Annotated in this window: 21 protein-coding genes; 10 read left to right on the forward strand and 11 right to left on the reverse strand. The window is 73.1% G+C overall.

All coding sequences use genetic code 11. From position 1 onward, the window contains the following. From L1857_RS20685 to fabG, 3 genes are read right to left on the reverse strand one after another with little or no spacing between them, the layout of a single operon-like run. On the reverse strand, positions 1-1,038 hold the full coding sequence (locus L1857_RS20685) for a ferrochelatase (protein WP_116109047.1): 1,038 nt from the start codon (positions 1,036-1,038) through the stop codon (positions 1-3). Between the two features lie 45 nt (positions 1,039-1,083). Beyond that, positions 1,084-1,851 (reverse strand): enoyl-ACP reductase FabI, encoded by a 768-nt coding sequence (gene fabI / locus L1857_RS20690; RefSeq protein ID WP_094002888.1) that lies wholly within the window; start codon positions 1,849-1,851, stop codon positions 1,084-1,086. A gap of 36 nt (positions 1,852-1,887) precedes the next feature. Continuing rightward, on the reverse strand, positions 1,888-2,592 hold the full coding sequence (gene fabG, locus L1857_RS20695; protein WP_116109042.1) for a beta-ketoacyl-ACP reductase: 705 nt from the start codon (positions 2,590-2,592) through the stop codon (positions 1,888-1,890). 218 nt (positions 2,593-2,810) lie between these two features. Here fabG and L1857_RS20700 point away from each other — a divergent pair, with 218 nt between their 5' ends. The 6 genes from L1857_RS20700 to L1857_RS20725 all read left to right on the forward strand — a co-directional run bounded on the left by L1857_RS20700 (position 2,811) and on the right by L1857_RS20725 (position 8,847). After that, a complete protein-coding gene (locus tag L1857_RS20700) occupies positions 2,811-4,121 on the forward strand; it encodes an MFS transporter (protein ID WP_116109039.1) in 1,311 nt (436 codons plus the stop codon). Between the two features lie 10 nt (positions 4,122-4,131). After that, positions 4,132-4,788 carry a response regulator transcription factor gene (locus L1857_RS20705; RefSeq protein ID WP_094003123.1) on the forward strand — a complete coding sequence of 219 codons (657 nt, stop codon included), beginning with the start codon at positions 4,132-4,134 and terminating at the stop codon, positions 4,786-4,788. Further along, a complete protein-coding gene (locus L1857_RS20710; protein WP_116109037.1) occupies positions 4,789-6,279 on the forward strand; it encodes a sensor histidine kinase in 1,491 nt (496 codons plus the stop codon). A 538-nt stretch (positions 6,280-6,817) separates the two neighbouring features. Next, on the forward strand, positions 6,818-7,762 hold the full coding sequence (locus tag L1857_RS20715; protein WP_249465918.1) for a TAXI family TRAP transporter solute-binding subunit: 945 nt from the start codon (positions 6,818-6,820) through the stop codon (positions 7,760-7,762). Positions 7,763-7,780: 18 nt separating this feature from the next. Further along, the gene (locus L1857_RS20720) at positions 7,781-8,197 is read left to right on the forward strand and encodes an acyl-CoA thioesterase (protein ID WP_094002883.1); all 417 of its coding nucleotides are present in this window, start codon (positions 7,781-7,783) and stop codon (positions 8,195-8,197) included. Further along, positions 8,194-8,847, forward strand: coding sequence for a class I SAM-dependent DNA methyltransferase (locus tag L1857_RS20725; protein ID WP_116115392.1), 654 nt, complete (start codon positions 8,194-8,196; stop codon positions 8,845-8,847). The genes L1857_RS20720 and L1857_RS20725 overlap by 4 nt, the downstream gene beginning before the upstream one ends. On the opposite strand, the gene L1857_RS20730 is transcribed toward L1857_RS20725, so the two are convergent. Then, the gene (locus tag L1857_RS20730) at positions 8,835-10,430 is read right to left on the reverse strand and encodes an alkaline phosphatase D family protein (RefSeq protein ID WP_094002881.1); all 1,596 of its coding nucleotides are present in this window, start codon (positions 10,428-10,430) and stop codon (positions 8,835-8,837) included. The two genes, L1857_RS20725 and L1857_RS20730, sit on opposite strands and share 13 nt — an antisense overlap. A gap of 109 nt (positions 10,431-10,539) precedes the next feature. On the opposite strand from L1857_RS20730, the gene L1857_RS20735 reads away from it, so the two are divergent. After that, positions 10,540-11,004 carry a tRNA (cytidine(34)-2'-O)-methyltransferase gene (locus L1857_RS20735; RefSeq protein ID WP_116115390.1) on the forward strand — a complete coding sequence of 155 codons (465 nt, stop codon included), beginning with the start codon at positions 10,540-10,542 and terminating at the stop codon, positions 11,002-11,004. Here the strand turns inward: L1857_RS20735 and L1857_RS20740 are convergent. The 6 genes from L1857_RS20740 to mobA form a co-directional block, all read right to left on the reverse strand. Then, positions 11,001-11,402, reverse strand: a complete 402-nt coding sequence (locus L1857_RS20740; protein WP_094002879.1) for a DUF2267 domain-containing protein — start codon at positions 11,400-11,402, stop codon at positions 11,001-11,003. The genes L1857_RS20735 and L1857_RS20740 overlap by 4 nt on opposite strands. A gap of 182 nt (positions 11,403-11,584) precedes the next feature. Beyond that, complete coding sequence (locus L1857_RS20745) at positions 11,585-12,565, reverse strand: VWA domain-containing protein (RefSeq protein WP_094002878.1); 981 nt, start codon at positions 12,563-12,565, stop codon at positions 11,585-11,587. Further along, positions 12,562-13,515 (reverse strand): DUF58 domain-containing protein, encoded by a 954-nt coding sequence (locus L1857_RS20750; RefSeq protein WP_094002877.1) that lies wholly within the window; start codon positions 13,513-13,515, stop codon positions 12,562-12,564. Before L1857_RS20750 ends, L1857_RS20745 begins: the two co-directional genes overlap by 4 nt. Beyond that, positions 13,515-14,585, reverse strand: a complete 1,071-nt coding sequence (locus L1857_RS20755) for an AAA family ATPase (protein WP_094002876.1) — start codon at positions 14,583-14,585, stop codon at positions 13,515-13,517. Before L1857_RS20755 ends, L1857_RS20750 begins: the two co-directional genes overlap by 1 nt. A gap of 507 nt (positions 14,586-15,092) precedes the next feature. Then, the gene (locus tag L1857_RS20765) at positions 15,093-15,872 is read right to left on the reverse strand and encodes a transposase family protein (RefSeq protein ID WP_249467462.1); all 780 of its coding nucleotides are present in this window, start codon (positions 15,870-15,872) and stop codon (positions 15,093-15,095) included. 59 nt (positions 15,873-15,931) lie between these two features. After that, complete coding sequence (gene mobA, locus L1857_RS20770) at positions 15,932-16,480, reverse strand: molybdenum cofactor guanylyltransferase (protein ID WP_249465926.1); 549 nt, start codon at positions 16,478-16,480, stop codon at positions 15,932-15,934. A 78-nt stretch (positions 16,481-16,558) separates the two neighbouring features. On the opposite strand from mobA, the gene L1857_RS20775 reads away from it, so the two are divergent. After that, the gene (locus tag L1857_RS20775; protein ID WP_094002873.1) at positions 16,559-17,422 is read left to right on the forward strand and encodes an alpha/beta fold hydrolase; all 864 of its coding nucleotides are present in this window, start codon (positions 16,559-16,561) and stop codon (positions 17,420-17,422) included. On the opposite strand, the gene L1857_RS20780 is transcribed toward L1857_RS20775, so the two are convergent. Next, positions 17,391-18,716: an NlpC/P60 family protein gene (locus L1857_RS20780; RefSeq protein ID WP_162831561.1), complete on the reverse strand. Its 1,326-nt coding sequence runs from the start codon at positions 18,714-18,716 to the stop codon at positions 17,391-17,393. The two genes, L1857_RS20775 and L1857_RS20780, sit on opposite strands and share 32 nt — an antisense overlap. A gap of 179 nt (positions 18,717-18,895) precedes the next feature. On the opposite strand from L1857_RS20780, the gene L1857_RS20785 reads away from it, so the two are divergent. Both L1857_RS20785 and L1857_RS20790 read left to right on the forward strand, forming a co-directional pair. Then, complete coding sequence (locus L1857_RS20785) at positions 18,896-19,336, forward strand: hypothetical protein (protein WP_094002871.1); 441 nt, start codon at positions 18,896-18,898, stop codon at positions 19,334-19,336. 2 nt (positions 19,337-19,338) lie between these two features. Next, positions 19,339-20,712: a flagellar basal body protein FliL gene (locus L1857_RS20790; RefSeq protein WP_249467465.1), complete on the forward strand. Its 1,374-nt coding sequence runs from the start codon at positions 19,339-19,341 to the stop codon at positions 20,710-20,712. Positions 20,713-20,751 lie beyond the last annotated feature (39 nt).

Below are 20,751 nucleotides of genomic sequence, written 5' to 3' on the forward strand. Positions count from 1 at the left end.
TCAGGCGCGAACGGGCCGCTTCACCGGCTCGCAGCACCCCACCGCGCACGGCACGCCGTTGACCGTGCACCCGGCGAGCGGGAAGTCCGACAGCTTCCGCACCGGCGCTCCCGCCAGGTGCTCGCGCACCAGCTCCACCACCAGCTCCGCGAACCGCGGGTCCCCGTTCGGCGTCGCCACGCGGGCGAACCCCATGCCGTGCTCGGCGGCGCGCTCGGCGGCCTCGTTGTCCAGGTCCCAGATCACCTCGAGGTGGTCGGAGACGAACCCGACCGGGCACACCACGACACCCTGGACACCGGCGGCGTGCAGCGCGTCGAGGTGGTCGACGATGTCCGGCTCCAGCCACGCCACCTGCGGCGGCCCCGACCGCGACTGCCACACCACGTCGTACTCGGCGACCCCGGCCTGCGCGGCGACCAGCCGCGCGGCCTCGTGGATCTGCCGCGAGTACCGGCGGCCACCCTCCTCCGGCGGCCCGGCGGCCCGGTCCGCGCTCTCCGGGACCGAGTGCGCGGTGAACACCACCCGCGCGCCGGGCACCTGCTCCAGACCGGCCCGCAGCGCGTCGGCGAACGCGCCGACGAACAGCGGGTGGTCGAAGAAGTGCCGCAGCTTCACCAGTTCCGGCGCGCCCGCGCCGACGGCGGCGCGGGCCCGTTCGATGTCCTCGTCGTACTGGCGGCACGCCGAGTAGCCGCCGTAGGCGCTGGTCGGGAACACCAGCGCGCGGCGCACCCCGTCGGCCGTCATCCGGGCGACGGTGTCCTCCACCATCGGCTGCCAGTTGCGGTTGCCGAAGTACACCGGCAGGTCGACGCCCTGCGCGGCCAGCTCCTTCTCCACCGCGGCGATCGCCTCGCGGTTGAGCCGGTTGATCGGCGACACGCCACCGAAGTGCTGGTAGTGCTCGGCGACCTCGAGGAGGCGCTCGCGCGGCACCCCCCGCCCCCGGGTCACGTTCTCCAGGAACGGCATGACGTCGTCCGGTCCCTCCGGACCGCCGAAGGACAGCCACAGCAGCGCGTCGTAACTCACGGTAGACGATTCTGCCGCTGTGGCCGCCTTCACGCTGGATCGGCCCTACTGTCCGAGGGCGTGCACCCCGCCGTCGACCATGATCATCGAGCCGGTGGTGGCCGGCAGCCAGTCCGACAGCACGGCGCAGATGGTCTTCGCGACCGGCGTCGGGTCCTCGGCGTCCCAGCCCAGCGGGGCGCGGTCGCCCCAGCCGCCCTCCAGCTCACCGAAGCCCGGGATGGACTTGGCGGCCATGGTCTTGACCGGGCCGGCCGCCACCAGGTTCACCCGGATGCCCTGCGGCCCCAGGTCGCGCGCCAGGTAGCGGTTGACCGACTCCAGCGCCGCCTTCGCCACGCCCATCCAGTTGTAGGCCGGCCACGCCACGCGGGCGTCGAAGTCCATGCCCACCACCGAGGAACCCCGGGACAGCAGCGGCAGCAGCGCCTTGGTCAGCGACATGAACGAGTACGCCGAGACCTCGACGGCGACCGACACGTCCTCCTTGGGGGCGTCCAGGAACGGCGCGCCCAGGCAGGACTGCGGCGCGAAGCCGATCGAGTGCAGCACCCCGTCCAGCCCGTCGACGTGCTCGCGCACGCGGTCGGCCAGGGTGTCCAGGTGCTCGGTGTTCTGCACGTCGAGCTCGATCACCGGCGCCTCCCGCGGCAGGCGCTTGGCGATGCGCTCCACCAGCGAGAGCCGGCCGAAGCCGGTGAGCACGACCTGCGCGCCCTGCTCCTGCGCGGCCTTCGCCGCGTGGAACGCGATCGAGCCGTCGGTGATCACGCCGGTGATCAGCAGTCGCTTACCTTCGAGAAGTCCGGCCACGCCTGTCCTTTCGGTGTGAAGTTCGGGAGGAAGAAGTCAGTGCCCCATGCCGAGGCCGCCGTCGACCGGCAGCACGGCACCGTTGATGTAGCCCGCCTCGTCGGAGGCCAGGAAGCGCACCGCGGCGGCGATGTCCGCGGTCTCGCCGTAACGCCCCGCCGGGATCTGGTTCAGCGCCGCGGTGCGCTGGTCCTCGGTGAGCGCGTCGGTCATGTCGGTGACGATGAACCCGGGCGCCACCACGTTCGCGGTGATGTTGCGCGAGCCCAGCTCGCGGGCCAGCGACCGCGCCATGCCGACCAGGCCCGCCTTGCTCGCCGCGTAGTTGACCTGCCCGGCGCCGCCGGAGAGCCCCACCACCGACGCGATGAAGATGAACCGGCCCCACTTGCCGCGCAGCATGCCGCGCGAGGCGCGCTTGGCGACCCGGTAGGCGCCGGTGAGGTTCGCGTCGACGACCCGGGTGAACTGGTCCTCGCTCATCCGCATGAGCAGCGTGTCGTCGGTGATGCCGGCGTTGGAGACGACCACCTCGACCGGGCCCTGGTGCTCCTCGACCTGCTTGAACGCCGCGTCGACCTGCTCGCTGTCGGTGACGTCGGCCTGCACGCCGAACAGCCCTTCCGGCGCGCCGGACCCGCGGTGCGTCACCGCCACCTGGTGCCCGGCCTCGGCGAGGCCCCGGGCGATGGCCAGGCCGATGCCGCGGTTGCCGCCGGTGACCAGTACGGACCGTCCCACGTGACACTCCTCGTTCGATTCCCGCAGTTGCCCGGTGAGGTTATCCGGCCGCCGGAGAGCGGGGCAGCACCGCCCGGCCGCCTACGCGGAAGTAACCCGGTGAGCCCGGTCACGAGGACCTTCGTCCTAAGGAACTGTTAGCTCTCGGCGCACTCCCTTGTCCGCGGCGGCCCCGGCCACCGAACGTGGTCGGCGGTCATGAGACAAGGGAGTTTTCGATGACGTCAACCATCGACGCCGGCGAGGACCGGCGCGCCGGCCGCCGCGTGGTGAGCAACATCCTCCGCGGCTCGGTCGGCAACCTGATCGAGTGGTACGACTGGTACGCCTACACCGCGTTCAGCGTCTACTTCGCCGCCACGTTCTTCCCGAAGGGCGACTCGACCGCGCAGCTGCTCAACACCGCGGGCGTGTTCGCCGTCGGGTTCCTCATGCGGCCGCTCGGCGGCTGGCTGCTCGGGCGCTACGCCGACCGGTTCGGGCGGCGCTCGGCGCTGACCCTGTCGGTGAGCCTGATGGCCGCGGGCTCGCTGCTCATCGCGCTGACCCCGGGGTACGGCTCGATCGGGATCGCCGCGCCGCTGCTGCTGGTGCTGGCGCGGCTGCTGCAGGGCATCTCGGTCGGCGGCGAGTACTCGACCTCGGCGACCTACATGTCGGAGGTCGCCACCCGCGGCAAGCGCGGCTACTACTCCAGCTACCAGTACGTCACGCTGATCGCCGGCCAGCTGGTCGCGCTGGCGGTGCAGATCGTGCTGCAGCAGGTGCTCACCACCGAGCAGCTGCACAGCTGGGGCTGGCGGATCGCGTTCGGCATCGGCGCGGTCGGCGCGGTGATCGTGTTCTGGCTGCGGCGCGGCATGGACGAGTCGGCCGACTTCGAGGCGTCCAAGGCGAAGCGGGACAGCGCCGCGCACGGCACGCTCAAGGCGCTGGCCAAGCACCCGAAGGAGGTCGCCCTCGTGGTCGGCCTGACCATGGGCGGCACGCTGTTCTTCTACACCTACACGACCTACCTGCAGAAGTTCATGGTCAACACCAGCGGCATCAGCAAGCCGGACGCGGCGTGGATCAACTTCTTCGCGCTCGTGGTGTTCGTGGTGCTGCAGCCGCTCTACGGCGCGCTGTCGGACCGGGTGGGCCGCCGGCCGCTGCTGATCGGGTTCGGCGTGCTGGGCACGCTGGTCACCGTGCCGTCGCTGACGCTGCTGGCGCACACGCGCAACCCGGTGTTCGCGTTCGTGCTGATGGTGGTGCCGCTGGCGATCAGCGCGCTCTACACCTCGATCAGCGCGGTGGTGAAGGCCGAGCTGTTCCCGACCAACATCCGCGCGCTGGGCGTCGGGCTGCCCTACTCGGTCGCGGTCGCGGTGTTCGGCGGCACCGCCGAGTACGTCGCGCTGTGGTTCAAGCAGGCCGGGCACGAGTCGCTGTTCTTCTGGTACGTCACCGCGGTCGTGTTCATCTCGCTGGTCATCTACGTCCGGATGCGCGACACCAGCAAGGAGTCGGCGATGGACGCCTCCTAAGGTGTGGTCCGTGCGCGTGTTGCTGGTGGAGGACGACGACGGGGTGGCCGGCGCCCTCGTCGACTCCCTCGGCGCGCACGGCCACCAGCCCACCCGGGTGCGGCGCGGCGAGGACGCGCTGCTCGCCCACCGGGACGCCGACCTGGCGCTGCTCGACCTCGGCCTGCCCGACCTGGACGGCCTGGAGGTGCTGCGCAAGCTGCGGGCGGTGAGCGCGCTGCCGGTCATCGTGCTCACCGCCCGGGGCGACGAACGATCGGTGGTCCGGGGCCTGCGGCTCGGGGCCGACGACTACCTGGTCAAGCCGGTGCGGCTGAGCGAGCTGCTGGCCCGCATCGAGGCGGTGACCCGGCGCGCCGCGGCCGCGCGGCCGGAACCGCAGGTGGTCGTGGTCGGCGACATCGAGGTGGACCTGGGCGCGCGGCGGGTGGTGGTCGGCGGCGCGGAGGTCGAGCTGACCGCGAAGGAGTTCGCCGTGCTGGCGGCCCTGGCCCGGCGGGCGGGCACCGCGGTGAGCCGGCAGCAGCTGATGGACGAGGTGTGGGGCGACGCGTACGTGGCCGTGTCGCGGTCGCTGGACGTGCACCTGACGCAGCTGCGCGCGAAGCTGCGGCGGCCGGAGCTGCTGACGACGATCCGCGGGTTCGGCTACCGGCTGGGCGCGTAGGTGCGCACCCGCGTCCTGGCCGTGCTGCTGGCCTTCGTCGTGCTCGCGACCGCCGGGTTCGCGCTGCCGCTGCTCAGCGTGACGGCGACCGAGCGCACGCAGCAGCTGCTGCTCGCCCGGACCGCCGACGTGGACCGGTTCGCGGCGCTGGCCGACCAGGCGGTGGCCGCGGGGGACGCGTCGGCGCTGCTGGCCGAGGTGACCCGGTACACCGAGCTGTACGGCGAGGGGATCGTCGTGGTCACCGCCCGGCGCGCCCCGGTGGCGGAGACCGGTGGCCTGGCCGCGGCGGATCCGGCGGTGGCGGAGCTGATCGACGCGGCGCTGCGGAACCAGCCGAGCCAGCCGGCGGCGACCGTGCGGCCGTGGTCGCGGACGCCGGTGCTGCTGGCCCGCCCGGCGGGCACCGGCACGAAGGTCTCGGGGGCGGTGGTGCTGCGGGCGTCGGTGACGAGGGCCGCCGACGACGTGCGGCGCAGCTGGTTCGCGGTGCTGGCCGGGGCGGCGCTGGTGACGCTGGCCGGGGCGGGGCTCGCGCTGGGTGCGACGCGGTGGGTGCTGGGCCCGATGCGGCGGCTGGACCGGGCGGTGGGGGATCTGACCGCGGGGTTGCGGCCGGTGCACGCGGACCTGGCCGGACCGCCCGAGCTGCGGCAGCTGACGGCGGGGTTCAACCGGATGTCGGACGCGGTCACGGCGGCGCTGGACCAGCAGCGGCGGCTGGTCGCCGACACCTCGCACCAGATGCGCAACCCGATGACGGCGCTGCGGTTGCGGGTCGACGCGCTCGGGCCGTCGTTGCCCGCGTCGGCCGCGCGCACCTACGAGGGCGCGGTCGCGGAGCTGGACCGTCTGGAGGCTCTGCTGGACGACCTGCTGACCCTGGCGGCGGCCGAGCACCGGGCCGGCGAGCTGGCCGTGTCCGGCGACAGCGCTTCCTGCGACGCGGCGGCCGTGGCGGAGGCGCAGGTGCACCTGTGGCAACCGGCCGCCGAGCGCGCCGGGGTGAGGCTGCGCTTCACCGGGGAGCCGCCGCGTACGGCAGAGGCACAGAGGCAACCCGCCGGGATGACGCCGCACCTCACCAGGGAGCCACTGCACGCGGCAGAGGCACAGAGGGCCACCGGGGAGCCGCCGCGTGCGGCGGCGACGGAGGCGGAGCTGGCGCAGGTGCTGGACGTGCTGCTGGACAACGCGCTGAAGTACGCGCCGGGCGCGGAGGTCTCGGTCTCGTGCGGCGTGGAGGGTGCGTGGGCGGTGGTGTCGGTGGCGGATGCCGGGCCCGGGCTGTCCGCGGAGGAGCTGGCGCAGGCGCAGGCGAGGTTCTGGCGCGCCGACCGGCACCGGGGCCTCCCGGGAACCGGACTGGGCCTGGCGATCGCCGAGCGCCTGACCGCCGGCCGGGGCGGACGGATCGAGCTGCGCGCGGCGGACCCGCACGGCCTGGTGGTGCGGGTGCTGCTGCCACGCGCGGAGGCGGACGGATCATGACGACGGCCGCCCTCCCCCGCGACTGCACCCCGCGGCCCACGCCGGGCGCCGAGCCCTGTCGCGAGCGCGGCACACTGCGACCCACCCGCCGCGCCGAGCGCCAGCGCCCGCCCCACGGCGCGCTGCCACTCACCACCCTCACCGAGCTCCACCGCCGCGGCGGTGCTCTGCCGCGCCCCCGCATCCAGGCCCACCGCCATCGCCACGGCGGGCTGCCACCGACCACGCTCGCCACGCCCCACCGTGACCGCGGCACGCTGCGACCCACTCGCCCCGCCGAGCGCCAGCGCCCGCGCCACGGCGGGCCAGCACCCACCGACCGCTCCCAGCCCCAGAACCCGCCCCACGGCGCGCTGCCACTCACCACCCTCGCCGAGCTCCACCGCCGCCGCGGTACCCTGCCGCGCCCCCGCACCCAGGCCCACCGCCATCGCCACGGCGGGCTGCCACCGACCACCCTCACCGAGCCTCGCCGCGACCTGCCCATCCCCCTCCCCCGCCACCACACCTCACCACTCGCCACGCCGGGGGTGCTGCCGTGACCACCCGCCGCAGCCTTCTCCGTGCCGGGGTCGCCGTCGTGGTGGCCGGGGCCGCTCTCCGCTCCGGTGCGCCGCCTCGGGCGGGTGGGCCCGTGGGGCGCCTCCGGATCGCCACGGGGGAGGAAGCCGGCTTCTACCTCGCGTTCGGGCAGCTCCTCGCCGCCGAGGTGAACGCCGCTTACCCCCGCCTGCACACCGTCGCGCTGCCGACCGAAGCCAGCGTCGCCAACCTGGAGATGCTCGACGCCGGCACGGCCGAACTCGCCCTCAGCCTCGGCGACATCGCGGGCGCCGCCACCACCGGGAATCCCCCGTTCGGCCGCCGCATCGAGCTGCGCGCGCTGGGCCGGGTCTACGAGAACTACCTGCAGCTCGCCGTCCGCGCCGGCTCCCCCATCACCTCCGTGGCCGGCCTCGCCGGGCGCACCGTCTCCCTCAGCGCACCCCGCTCCGGCGCCGCCGTGCTGGGTGACCGGCTCTTCGCCGCGGCCGGCGTCCCCATCGTCGCCCGGCACCTGCCGATGCTCGACGCCGGCGACGCACTCAAGACCGGCCGGATCGACGCGATGCTCGTCTCCGGCGGGGTCCCGCTGCCGGTGCTGTCCACACTGGACAGCGAGATCGGCATTCGCCTGCTGCCGCTGGCGCCCTACCTGCCGGCGTTGCGCGGCCCGGGCCAGGAAGCGGTGCGCGTGCCCGCCGGGGCCTACCGCTCCCCCGAGGTCGATACCATCGGCGTGGCGAGCCTGCTCGTGTGCCGCCCGGACCTGCCCGCCGACATCGCCGCCGCGATCACCCGCGTCCTGGTCCAGCGGGCGAGCCGCCTGGTGCCCGCGCAGGCCGTGGCGACCCAGTTCCTCGATGTACGTTCGCTGATCGGAACCGGTACCGTTCCCCTGCACCCCGGAGCCGTGGCGACCTACCGCGCGCTGCACGGCTGAGCGAGGAAGGAGCACCCGGTGACCCAGTCCCGCCCGCCGGTGGTGGCGATGCCGCTGCGCGTCCGCTTCCACGAGTGCGATCCGCAGGGAATCGTCTTCAACGCGCACTACCTGGCCTGGTTCGACATGGCCTCGTTCGAGTTCTTCAAGGCGCTCTTCGGCTCCTACGACGCGCTGCGCGAACGCCACGTCGACTGCGTGGTGGCCGAGTCGAACCTGCGCTACCGCGCGCCGAGCCGGTTCGACGAGGAGCTGGTCGTCGAGGTCGTGATCGACCACCTCGGCACGACCTCGATGATCCTGGCGTTCACCGTCCGCCGCGGCGACGACCTCGTCGCCACCGGCACCAACCGCTACGTGTTCGTCGACTCGCGCACCATGACCAAGGCCGCGCCTCCGGAGGACGTGCGCGCCAAGCTGCAGGCGCACACGTGACCGAACCCGGCTACCTCGGCGACACCCGCGCCGCCTACGACGTCATCGCCGGCGAGTTCGCCGAGTGGATCCGCGACGAACTGGCCACCAAGCCGCTCGACCGGGCGGTGCTCGCCGCGTTCGCCGAGCTGGCCGCCGGGCCGGTGGCCGACGTCGGCTGCGGGTCCGGCCGCATCACCGCCCACCTGCGGAGCCTCGGGGTGGACGCCTTCGGCATCGACCTGTCCCCGGAGATGATCGCCGTGGCGCGGCGCACCCACCCGGGCGTCCGGTTCGAGGTCGGCTCGATGACCGCGCTCGACCTGCCCGCGGGCAGCCTCGGCGGGCTGGTCGCCTGGTACTCGGTCATCCACGTCCCGCCCGCGGACCTGCCCGCGGTGCTGGCCGGGTTCCGCCGGGTCCTCGCCCCCGGCGGCTGGCTGCAGCTGGCTTTCGACGTCGGCGACGAACCCGTGCACCGCGACGAGGTCGGCGGGCACCGGGTGAGCCTGGACTTCCACCCGCGCCGCGTGGACCGGGTGGCCGCGCTGCTCACCGAAGCCGGGTTCGAGGTGCGCGCCCGGCTCGAGCGCGCACCCGACGACGCGGGGCCGTTCCCGGAAACGGCCCCTCAGGCGTTCGTCCTGGCCCGGCGGCCTCAGGCTTCCTGAACGCCGGGCCGGCGGTCCTCCACCACGAAGCTGGCGCGCGTGCTGATCGGCGCGCCCGGCTTCGTCACGTACGGCACCACCCGGAAGTCGCTGCGCCAGCGCTGCCGGTTGACGTTGACCCGCACGTAGCCGCGCTGGGCGTTGAAGAACTTCAGGTGCGGGTTGGCCGCCAGGAAGTTCTGCCCCTCGGTCGTCATGTCCGCGCCGTCGGCGCCGCTGGTGATCGAGGTGCCGACGAACTCGCTGCCCACCGTCGGCGAGCCCGGGTCGGCGTAGTCGCGCTTGAGGTCCCACGCGTAGTTCTGGTGCCGGTCACCGGTGATCACCACCAGGTTGCGCACGTCCCGGTCCTGCGCGGCGGCCAGCACCTTGTTGCGCTCGGCGACGTAGCCGTCCCACGGGTCGAGGAACACGTCCACCGGCGCGCCCGGGTCGCGGTCGGTCTGGCCCATCGGCGCCTGGTTGCCCAGCACCTGCCAGCGCGCCCGGGACTCCCGGAAGCCCTTGATCAGCCAGTCCCGCTGCGCCGGCCCGAGCAGGGTGCGCTCCGGGTCGAGCCGGTCGGTGCAGGTGGCCGAGGCGCCGTCGCCGCACGGCTGGTCGTCGCGGTACTGGCGGGTGTCCAGCATGGTGATCTCGGCCAGCTGTCCGTAGGACAGGCGCCGGTGCAGCCGCACGTTCGGGCCGGCGGGCATCTGCGTGTGCCGGTAGGGCAGGTTCTCGTAGTTGGCCTGGAACGCCTGCGCGCGCCGCTGCCGGAACACGGCCGGGTCCTGGTCGGGCTCGGTGTCGGCCTGGGAGATGTCGCCGGCCCAGTTGTTCTCGACCTCGTGGTCGTCGATGGTGTGGATCCACGGGAAGCGCGCGTGCGCGGCCTGCAGCGGCGCCTCCGCCTTGTACAGCGCGTACTGCAGCCGGTAGCGGGCCAGGTCGAAGGTCTCGGTCTTGAACTTGTCCTCGACCGTGACGCCGCGCTTGTTGCTGCCCACCCCGTACTCGTACAGGTAGTCGCCCAGGTGCACGACGAAGTCCAGGTCCTCGGCGGCCATGTGCTCGTAGGCGGTGAAGTAGCCGTCCTGCCAGGCCTGGCACGAGGCGAAGGCGAAGTTCAGCTCACGCGGCGAGGACCACAGCGCCGGGGCGGTGCGGGTGCGGCCGACCATCGAGATCTCGCCGCCGACGCGGAACCGGTAGAAGTACTCGTGGTCGGGCGCCAGGCCGGAGATCTCCGGGTGCACCGAGTGGCCCAGCTCGGGCGTGGCGATGGCGCTGCCGCGCCGCACCACCGCGCGGAACCGTTCGTCGTGGGCGACCTCGTACTCCACGCGCACCGGGGTGGCGGGCATGCCGCCGGCGCCGTCGGCGGCGAAGGGGTCCGGCGCGAGCCGGGTCCACAGCACGACCCCGTCGGGCGCCGGGTCGCCGGAGGCGACGCCGAGGGTGAACGGGTTGGTGCCCTTGACGGGGCTGGCGTAGGCATTCGCCGCCGTCCAGGCGCCGGTGCCGAGCAGCACCGCCGCGGCTCCCGCCCCGCTGAAGCCAAGGAACCGGCGGCGGGACAGGTGATTCGGGCGCACGACCATGTGGGGGTCCTCCTGTGGTGGGATGGGGAGCATCAGGATGCTCATGGCCGAACATGGCTGTCAGCATCCGGACGGGCGAACCACAGGTGAACGGAAACGATCAACTCCGATGTTCCGCATTCTCTTCTACCGGCCGGAGATCCCGCCCAACACGGGCAACGCGATCCGGCTCGCGGCCAACTCGGGCTGCCAGCTGCACCTCGTCGAGCCGCTGGGCTTCCGGTTCGAGGACAAGCACCTGCGCCGCGCCGGGCTGGACTACCACGACCTGGCCGACGTGCACGTGCACCCGGACCTGGACAGCGCGTGGCGGGCGCTGCTGCCGGCGAAGGTGTACGCGTTCAGCGCGAACGCCACCCGCTGGTACACCGACGTGGCGTACCAGCCGGGCGACGTGCTGATGTTCGGGCCCGAATCGTCCGGGTTGCCGCCCGAGGTGCGGGACGCCCCGGAGGTCACCGACCGCGTGCGCGTGCCGATGCGGCCGGGGGTGCGTTCGCTCAACCTCGCCAACACCGCGGCGATCGCGGTGTTCGAGGCGTGGCGGCAGCAGGGTTTCGCCGACGGGGTCTAACGGTGCTCGTCGGCCGGGGCGGTGGAGAGCAGGTCGTCGCGGTAGTCGGCGGGCAGCTGCTGGACGAGGTCGTCGAACTCGCCCTGGCTCACGCCCGCCTTGAGCGCCGCGACGACGGCCCGGGCGTGCTCGCGGGCGCCGTCCTGCGTGCAGCCGCGGCCTTCGGCGTCCATGACGCGCCGGTAGAACTCCTCCACCCCGAACGTGGCCCCCTCGCCGGTCTCGGGCAGCGCCTCCTTGATGCCGGCGGGCAGCTGCCCGGCCAGGTCGCCCGGCTCGCCGCCGGCCAGCCGCTGCCCCAGCACGGTCAGCGTGGCGCGGGTGGCGGCCGCGGCGTGCTCGGCGTCGGCCAGCCCCGCGATCCGGCGCACGGCGGCGACGATCTCGTGTTCCTTCATCACACCTCCCGGTGAACTCGTCCTCGGGAGGGCGCATACCCGGCCGTCACGGGCCTGACACGTCACCGGCCTGCGGCGGCGCCACCACCTCCAGTCCCCACGCCGCGGGAACGCGCTGATCGTCAGCCACGCGAACCGCGCGTTCGGTGTGTAGCCCGGTGCGGCGTCCCCGGACCGCGCGGCTACGGCAGGCGCTGCCCCACGAACAGCGACGTGCCCGCCGCGGCGACCAGGGCCAGCGTGCCGAGCAGGACCCACGGGCGGCTGGCGTCGGCCTCCTTCATCTCGTAGCCGATCTGCTCGCCGAGGTCGGCGTAGACCTCTTTGAGCTGCTCGGCCGAGCCGGCCTGGTAGAACTGCCCGTCGGACAGGCGCGCGACCTCCTGCAGCGACCCGTCGTCGACGTCCACCGGCACCTCGCGGCCGTCGATCTCGACCGTGCCGTGGCTGGTGCCGAACGAGATCGTGGAGATCGGCACCTGCTGCTTGCGCGCCTCCTGCGCGGCGGTGAACGCCCCGCGCGGCGCGTACAGGTCGTCCGGCACGGTCTGCTTGCCGTCGCTCATCAGCACGATCCGCGCCGGTGGCGGGCCGTCCGCGCCGCCGACCACCGCCGAGAACCCCTGGATCGATTGCAGCGCCGCGTAGATGCCCTCCCCGGTGGCGGTCGACTGGGCCAGCTTGAGGTTGTCGATCGCGCCGACCACGCTCTGCCGCTGCGTCGTCGGCGCCACCAGGACGGTCGCGGTGCCGGCGAAGGACACCAGTCCCAGGTTGATGCCGGGGGTGAGGCCCTGCGCGAACTGGATCGCCGCCTCCTGGGCGGCCTTGATGCGCGAGGGTCTGACGTCGGTGGCCTCCATCGACAACGACACGTCCACGACGAGCATCACGGTGGCCCGGTTGCGCGGCACCTTCTGCTCGGCGGTCGGCCCGGCCAGGCCGACGGTGAGCAGCAGCAGCGACACGATGATCAGCGCCGCGGGCACGTGCCGCGGCCAGCCCTGCGAGCGCGGGGCGATGCGGTCGAGCAGTTCCAGGTTGGAGAACCGCATGGTGCGCCGCCGCCGGGCGCGCTGCGCGAGCACGTAGCCGACGGCGACCGCGGCGACCACGAACAGCAGCAGGAACCACCAGGGCGCGCTGAATCCGGAGAGGCTCATGCGGCGCCTCCGCTCCACCGCCGCTTGCGGGCCACCACGAACCGGACGGTGTCGGCGATCCAGTCGGAATCCGTGCGCAGCACCAGGTGCGCCGCGCCGGCCTGCCGCAACGCCCGCGCCACCTGGTCGCGGTGCGCCTGCGCGGCGGCGGCGAACTCGCGGCGCAGCAGGGCCGAGGCCCGCACCTCGCGTTGCTTGCCGGTCTCCGGGTCGGCGAGCACGATCGTGCCCACCTCGGGCAGGTCGACGTCGCGGGGGTCGATCACCTCGATGCCGATCAGGTCGTGCCGCGCGGACAGCGCCCGCAGCGGCCGCTGCCACTCGGTGCCGCCGAGGAAGTCGGACACCACGACGACGAGCCCGCGGCGGCGCGGCGGGCGGCGCAGCTGCTCGATCATGGCGGCGAGGTCGCCGCGGGTGCCTTCGGCCGCGCGCGGCATCTCGGCGATCTTGCGCAGCAGGTTCCGGGCGTGCGCGCGGCCGCCCCGGGCGGGCACCCGCTCGGTCGTGGCGCCGTTGGAGAACACCGCGCCGAGCCGGTTGCCCCCGCCGCCGGTCAGGTGCACGATCGCGGCGACCGCGCACACCACCAGGTCGCGCTTCTCCGACAGCGCGGTGCCGAAGTCCAGGCTCGCGGACAGGTCGGCGGCGACCCAGGTCTCCAGCTCGCGATCGGCGACCGTCTCGCGGATGTGCGGTTCGGTGGTGCGGGCGGTGACGGCCCAGTCCATGCGGCGCACGTCGTCGCCCGGCTGGTAGGGCCGCGCCTCGCCCGGCTCCGAGCCGGGGCCCGGCACGAGGCCGAGGTGATTGCCCTGCAGCAGGCCGTCGAGCCGCCGGCGCACCTCGAGTTCGAGCATGCGCAGCCCGGCGTCGAGCCGTTCACCGCGGAGCACGGGCGGCGCCCACGCGGGCCGGGCGCCACCGTCGCCGGTGTGTCCCCTGGCCACTACCGCCCCGGGGTCCCGTTCGGCAGCGGCTGGGCCGGTCCGCCTTGCGGCCGGGCGGAGACCTGCGGCAGCGGCACGGTCTGCAGCACGCGGGTGATGATGTGGTCCAGCGGCACGGCGTCGGCGAGCGCGTCGTAGGACAGCACGAGCCGGTGCCGCAGCACGTCGGGCACGACGTCGACGACGTCCTGGGGCAGCACGTAGTCGCGGCCGCGGACGAGCGCGAGCGCGCGGGCCGCGGCGATGATGCCGAGGCTGGCGCGCGGCGAGGCGCCGTAGGACACCCAGCCGGCGACGTCGGTGAGGCCGTGCTCGGCCGGGGTGCGGGTGGCCAGCACCAGGCGCACGACGTAGTCGACGAGCGAGTGGTGCACGAACACCTTCGCGGCGACCTCCTGCAGCCGGACCAGCTCGGCCGGGCTGAGGACCTCGTGCGGTTCCGGGGGCGTGACGCCCATCCGGTAGATGATCTCGCGCTCCTCCTCGGCGGAGGGGTAGTCGACGATGATCTTGAACAGGAACCGGTCGCGCTGCGCTTCGGGCAGCGGGTAGACGCCCTCGTTCTCGATCGGGTTCTGGGTGGCGAGGACGAGGAACGGGTCGGGCATCGGGAAGGTCTTGCCGCCGATGGAGACGTGCCGCTCGGCCATCACCTCGAGCATCGCGGACTGCACCTTGGCGGGCGCGCGGTTGATCTCGTCGGCGAGCACGAAGTTGGCGACCACCGGGCCGAGCTCGACGTCGAACTTCTCGCTGCCCTGCCGGTAGATGCGGGTGCCGAGGATGTCGGCGGGCACCAGGTCGGGCGTGAACTGCACCCGGGAGAACGACCCGCCGACGACCCGGGCGAGGGTTTCCACCGCGAGGGTCTTGGCCACGCCCGGCACGCCCTCCAGGAGCAGGTGCCCCTTGGCCAGCAGGCCCACGAGGAGCCGCTCGACGAGCCTGTCCTGCCCGACGATCACCCGCTTGACCTCGAACACGGTGCGCTCCAGCAGCTGCGCGTCCCGCGCGGGGGTCGCGGACTGCTGTTGCCCGTTCGCGCCCTCCGGGTAGCGGGGCTCGGTCACGGTTCCCTCCTCGCTCACGTTCGGCCTCTCGCGCTGCGACCGTACTAGCCGGCCGGGCACGGGAAGTCGCCACGGTAGCCAAGCAGCTCAGCGGTGTGACGACTGTGAGCTCGCCCCGGCGCTCGCGCCCGGCCGCGTCATTGCCAGCTGTAGGGATCGTGGACGTTGCCGACGGTGCGGCCGGCGCGTCGGGGTGATCAAGGCGAAGACTCCGTGTGGGGGGCGGCGGTTGCTGGTTGAGCGTGTCGCGGCAGGGCAGCCGGTGGCACAGGTGGCGATGGGCGTGTCACGCGCGAGCGGGCAACAGTGGCTGCGCCGGTTTCCGGAGGAAGGCCGCATCCTGGCGCGTTGTCGAATGCCGGAGTGGGCGTGGCTCACGGCCGCGGCGGCGATCAGCACAAGGCCACCCGCCGCGCACCCCGCCCTCACCCGCGTCAACCTCGCGAAGCACCACGGCTAAGGGCTGTCTCGTAGCTGGTGTTGTGGTTGGTGGGGCTAGTGGTTGGGTCAGGCTGTGAGGATGATGTTGTGGAGGTTCGCGATTCCGGAGACGGTGTCGGCGAGCGTGCTTGCGGCGCGGCGGTAGTCTCGCAGGATTTTGAAGTTCTTTATCCGGGAAAGGACATGTTCGACGCGGGCGCGGACCTTGCGGTGGACGGTGTTGAGATGTTCCTTCCAGTGCGGGAGGTCGCTGCCGTCGCGGGGTTTGCGGTAGGGCATGACGACCTCGGGGTTTCCTTGGTAGCCGCCATCGGCAATGATCGGCCGGTCGGCGAGTTGCTCGGCGATGCCGGAGTCGCGGTAGGCAGTGCAGTCGTTGCGGCTGCCTGGTTGCGGGTCGCCGGTGGCGATCACCAGCCGGGTCTCGGGGTCGATCGCGACCTGCACGTTGGTGGAGTACCGGTAGTTCTTCGACGGCGTGGCCAGCCGGTGATCGCGGGTCGGGACGAGGGTGCGGTCCACGATCGCGACCGCATCGATCCGGCGTTTGCGGACCGGGGCCAGCGCCAGCAGCGGTCCGACCGTGTCGATCACCCGATGAGCCGCGGAATGCGACACGCCGAACAGCGGCCCGATCTGGCGCATCGTCAGGTTCGTCCGCCAGTAGGTCGCCACCAGCAGAACGCGGTCGGCCAGCGGCAACGCCCACTGTCGGCCTGGTCGGCCGTCCGCGATTCCGTCCCCGCCTCGCTTGGAGACCAGCCGCACGAGCGTGCGGAACTGGGCCGGCTCCAGCCCGGTGAACGGGCCAATCCACTCCGGCCGCGACGCTGTGATCACCCGCACCACAGCATCATGATCAACTACCGGATCAGCTAGCCCGGCACCGGGCTACGAGACATCCCTTAGCCCTTGAGGCGGTCGAGGTCCTGCGGCGTGTCGACGTCGGCGCACTCCCCCGGCGCGGCGGGCACTTCGACGATCCTCAGGTGGCCGAGGACGCGGCGCAGCGCGGTCCCGCCCGGTTCGGCGGGCAGGGCGGCGCGCAGGCTCGCGGTGCGCCACACGCCGATGAGCCACTGCCGGCGCCCGGCGTCGTCGGTCAGGATCGCGCCGTCGGCGTCCCCGAGCGCGGCCGTGAGCCGCTCCGTCGTGGACGGCGTGACCCCGGCCAGATCCCCGGCGAGCACCGCCACCCGGCTCGTGGTGACGTGCCGGAGCCCGGCGGCGAGCGCGGCGGCCGGCCCGCCCCCCGGCGGATCCTCGCGGGCCCAGCGCACCCCGGCGACCCCGTCCCGCGCCGGCCCCACCACGACGACCGGGTCGGCCCCGCCCACCGCGGCGATCACCCGGTGCAGCAAGGGTTTCCCGCCGACCACCAGCATCGGCTTGTCCACACCGGACAGACGGCGAGCGGAACCCCCCGCGAGCACGACGGCGGCCAGGTCGCTCATCAGCCCAGCCTATCCCGGCACCCAAAGACTCCGCATAATTACCTATCTTCCCTCTGGGAGGGCTGTTAAGGTACCGATATGACCGTGATCTACAAGTCCGACACCGGCAAGCGGGAGATCCTCCGCCGCTACGAGCAGGCCCTCGCCGCCTGGCCCGTCCCCGCGGAGCGCCGGCACGTCCCGACCCGCGAGGGCGACACCTTCGTCCTCACCTGCGGCCCCGAAACGGCCCCGCCGCTCGTGCTGCTGCACGGCTCGGGCTCCAACGCGGCGATGTGGGCCGCCGACGTCCCGGTGTGGGCGAAGCACTTCCGCGTCCACGCCGTCGACCTGATCGGCGAACCGGGCCTGTCCGCGCCCGCGCGCCCGCCGCTGGGCTCCCCCGCCTACGCGGCCTGGCTCGACGGCGTCCTGGACCACCTGAACCTGGACCGCGTGGCCATCGCCGGGGCCTCCCTGGGCGGGTGGCTGGCCCTGGACTACGCGACGCGGCGGCCCGAGCGGGTCGAGCGGCTCGCCTTGCTGTGCCCGGGCGGCGTCGGGCGGCAGAAGATCGGATTCCTGCTCAAAGCCCTGTTCTACAAGCCGTTCGGGCAGTGGGGCACCCGCCGGTCGATCAAGGCGGTCGCCGGAGTCGACCCGCGCGAAAACCCCGAGGTCGCCGACTACCTCACGCTGATGTTCACGCACTTCCTTCCCCGCCGGGACCGGCTGCCGGTGTTCGGTGACGCGGCCCTGCGGAAGCTGACCATGCCGGTGCTGGTGATCGTCGGCGGACGCGACGCGATGTTCGACTCCCGCGACACCGCGCGGCGGATCGAGCGCGCCGTGCCGCACGCGACCGTCACCCTGCTGCCCGAGGTCGCGCACTCGATCCTCGGACAGACCCGGCCGGTGCTGGACTTCCTGACTAGCCGACCAGACGGGTCGCGAACGGCATGATGTCGCCGTAGCGCACCCGGGTGACCCGCACGGTCAGCCCGGACTGCGGCGCCTCGATCATCATCCCGTTGCCGAGGTACAGCGCCACGTGGTGGATGCCGCTGCGGCCCCAGAACAGCATGTCCCCGCGCCGCATCTGCGCCAGCGGCACGCGCCGCCCGGACGTGTACTGGTAGCCGCTGTAGTGCGGCAGCGACTTCACCCCGGCGAAGGCGTAGATCATCAGCCCGGAGCAGTCGAACCCGACCTTGCGGTAGTCGCCGTAGGCGTCGGCCACGCCGCCGTCCCGGATGCCGCGCGTGGGGCCGTAGGCGTTGCCGCCGCCCCACGCGTAAGGCATCCCGAGCTGCGACATGGCCCGCGCGATCACCCGCTCGATGACCTGCGACGACGACCCGGACACGGCCGGCGCCGGGGCCGGACGGCCACCCCCGCCCGACGACGCGGACGAGGAGGACGACGACGACGCGTTCGCCGCGGCCAGCGCCGCCTGCCGCGCCTGCTCCTCGTCCTCGCGCTGCTTCTGCGCGAGCCAGTCCTCGTAACGCTGCCGCTGCCCCTGCAGCCCGCTGACCCGCTGCTGCGCCTGGTACAGCTGCTGCTCGACCGTCGTCTTCTGCGCGACCAGCTGCGCGTTCTGCGCGGCCTGGCTCTGCTGGGCCTGCACGGCCGCGGCCTGCGCGGAGTCGGCGGTGATCTTGGCCTGCGCGGCCTGGTCCTGCGCCTGCTGGGCCAGCTGCAGGGCCTGGCGGGCGGCGGCGTCCTTGTTGGACTTGTCGGTCTGCGCCTGCTGCATCATCTCCAGCGCGTTGAGCTGGCTGCCGCTGACGGCTTCCAGCAGCTGCGCGCGGGACAGGAGGTCCTTCGGGCTGGAGGCGCCCAGGTAGGCCGAGATCGACCCCATGGTGCTGCCCTGCTGGTAGCTGCTGGAGATGAACGCGTCGAGATTCGCCCGCGCCGCGTCGATCTGGGCCTGGGCGGCGTCGGCCTCGCGTTTGGCCGCGTCGGCGTCGCGCTGCGCCTGATCGGCGGCCTCCTGCGCGGCCTGCAGGTCGACCAGCGCTTTGTTGGCCTCCTCCATGCGCAGCTCGACCGTGCTCTGCAGCTCGGCGAGCCGCGACTCGGCCTCGGCGAGCTGGTTGGTCAGCTGCCCGACCTCGCCGGCCTTGGCGTTCGCGTCCTGCCGGCTCGCGCTGATCTCGGAGTCGCTCGGGTTGGGCGGCGGCGGGGGCACGGCGGTGGCCGGCCCGGTCGCGACCGACACGGCCACGAGCGCCAGTGCGCCGATCCCCATCCAGCGGCGCGCCCTCCGGCCCTGGTCACCCACGCCCTCGACTCCCTCCACGCACACGTCCCCACTGCACCCGAGACTGTGCCACCCGAGTCACTCGCAGACCAGGTGTCACACACTGCACAGCGACAACTTTCACCCCAACCGGGGATCCTCCGGACGTTCCGGTGCGTCCGAGGTGCGTGCAGAGATCGCGGATTGGCCCCGCCGTCGCCGCGCTGGGCCTGGTCCTGGTGGTGGCGGGCACGTTCCTGCCCTGGTTCCGGTCCGGGTCGGTGAGCCGGAGCAGCTACGCGGCGGCCGGGCTGGCCGACCGGCTGGCGCTGCTCGACGACCCGCTCGCCGGCACGGGGCTGCGCGCGTGGGTGGCGGTTCCGGCGCTGGCGGCGGTGTGCCTGGTGCTGCTGGTCTGCGGTCTGGCGCGCACGGGCGCAACGTTGACGGCGATCCTGGCGATTACCGGGGGAACCGTCGCGCTGATCGCCACCGTCCAAGCGGGCGGAACCACGGGCGTGGTCTCCGTCTCCCTGGCCGGGCCGGTGACCACGCTGGGCGGATCCGCCCTCGCGCTGGCCGGCGCGGTCGGCACCTTCATCACGGCGAGAGCAGGTAGGACACGGTGAGCATGCCTCCCCAGGACGGTCAGTGGCCGTACCAGCAGAACCAGTACCCCCAGCAGCCGTACGGGCAGCAGCCCCCGTACCCACAGCAGCAGTACCCACAGCAGCAGTACCCGCAGCAGCCGTACACGCAGCCCTTCCAGCAGCTGCCGCCGCAGCAGCCGCCGAAGAAGGGCCGCCGCGGGCTGATCATCGGGCTGGTGGTCGCGCTGGTCGTGCTGCTCGGCGGCGGCGGGACGTGGTTCGCGCTGTCGCAGCGCGATTCGGTCGCCGCCGGTGCGGCCACCCCCACCGAGGCGGCGCGCAACCTCGCGACCGCGCTGAGCGGCAACGACGTGGTCGGCATGGTCGGCGCCCTCGCGCCGGCCGAGGCGAAGCTGCTCACCGAGCCGATCGGGCAGACCACCGACGAACTCAAGCGGCTGGGCATCCTCAAGCCGGACGCGAACCCGCAGGCCCTGACCGGCATGCAGGTCAAGGCCGAGAACCTGACCTTCGACGAGGCCGCGGCCGAGCAGGTCAACGACCACCTGACGATCACCAAGCTCACCGGCGGCACGATCACGGTGACCGCGGACCCGTCGAAGCTGCCGCTGTCGGACCGGCTGATGGAGCAGATGCCCGCCGGCGAGGGCCCGCAGACCGAGACGATCGACATCGCCGAGGAGGTCGCCGACTCCGGTGAGCCGGTCCGCATCGCGACCGTGAAGGTCGACGGCGAGTGGTACCCGAGCCTGCTCTACACGATGGCCGACTACGCGCTGCGGGACGAGAACGAGCCGTGGCCGACCACCTCCATCCCGGCGCGCGGCGCGAACAGCCCGAACGAGGCCGTCAAGCAGCTCGTGCAGGCCGCGCTGGACGCCGACGTCACGCGCGTCATCGAGCTGCTGCCGCCGGACGAGATGGCCGTCCTGCACGACGCCGGCCCCGCGCTCGTCGCGGCCGCGGCCGAGGACGCCGAGCCCAGCGGCGCGAAGCTGCTCGACCTGCGGACCGAGACCTCCGCGGTGCCCGGCGGCACCCGCGCCACCGTGACCCACGTGCAGATCGAGAGCCCCGCCGGCGAGACCTACACGGTGACGAAGAAGGGCGACTGCTACGAGGCCACCGGCGAGGGCCGCACCGAGGAGCTGTGCGCCGACTTCGTCACCGACAACATCGAGAGCGAGATCGGCTCGTCGGTGCCCGAGGAGGTCACGCAGGTGCTGCGGCACCTGTCCAGCGGCATCCTGGGCCAGGGTCTCGGCGTGGTCACCACCGAGGTCGCCGGCCAGCACTACGTCAGCCCGCTGCGCACGTTCAACGAGCTGGGCCTGACCGTGCTGCGCAGCCTGCAGCCGGAGGACATCGACGCGCTGCTGCGCCTGGCGGAGTAGCGCGAAGGAGATCACACCGCCGCCTGGGCGGGTCGCGTT

The organism is Amycolatopsis thermalba (genome assembly GCF_023376025.1).
Classification (GTDB): domain Bacteria; phylum Actinomycetota; class Actinomycetes; order Mycobacteriales; family Pseudonocardiaceae; genus Amycolatopsis_E; species Amycolatopsis_E thermalba.

Bases quoted from the DNA above. Each gene is read 5' to 3' on its own strand.
- L1857_RS20700 (WP_116109039.1), top strand. From the start codon at position 2,811: ATGACGTCAACCATCGACGCCGGCGAGGACCGGCGCGCCGGCCGCCGC.
- L1857_RS20730 (WP_094002881.1), bottom strand. From the start codon at position 10,430: ATGGTCGTGCGCCCGAATCACCTGTCCCGCCGCCGGTTCCTTGGCTTC.
- L1857_RS20735 (WP_116115390.1), top strand. From the start codon at position 10,540: ATGTTCCGCATTCTCTTCTACCGGCCGGAGATCCCGCCCAACACGGGC.
- L1857_RS20740 (WP_094002879.1), bottom strand. From the start codon at position 11,402: ATGAAGGAACACGAGATCGTCGCCGCCGTGCGCCGGATCGCGGGGCTG.
- L1857_RS20745 (WP_094002878.1), bottom strand. From the start codon at position 12,565: ATGAGCCTCTCCGGATTCAGCGCGCCCTGGTGGTTCCTGCTGCTGTTC.
- mobA (WP_249465926.1), bottom strand. From the start codon at position 16,480: ATGAGCGACCTGGCCGCCGTCGTGCTCGCGGGGGGTTCCGCTCGCCGT.
- L1857_RS20775 (WP_094002873.1), top strand. From the start codon at position 16,559: ATGACCGTGATCTACAAGTCCGACACCGGCAAGCGGGAGATCCTCCGC.
- L1857_RS20780 (WP_162831561.1), bottom strand. From the start codon at position 18,716: ATGGGGATCGGCGCACTGGCGCTCGTGGCCGTGTCGGTCGCGACCGGG.
- L1857_RS20790 (WP_249467465.1), top strand. From the start codon at position 19,339: ATGCCTCCCCAGGACGGTCAGTGGCCGTACCAGCAGAACCAGTACCCC.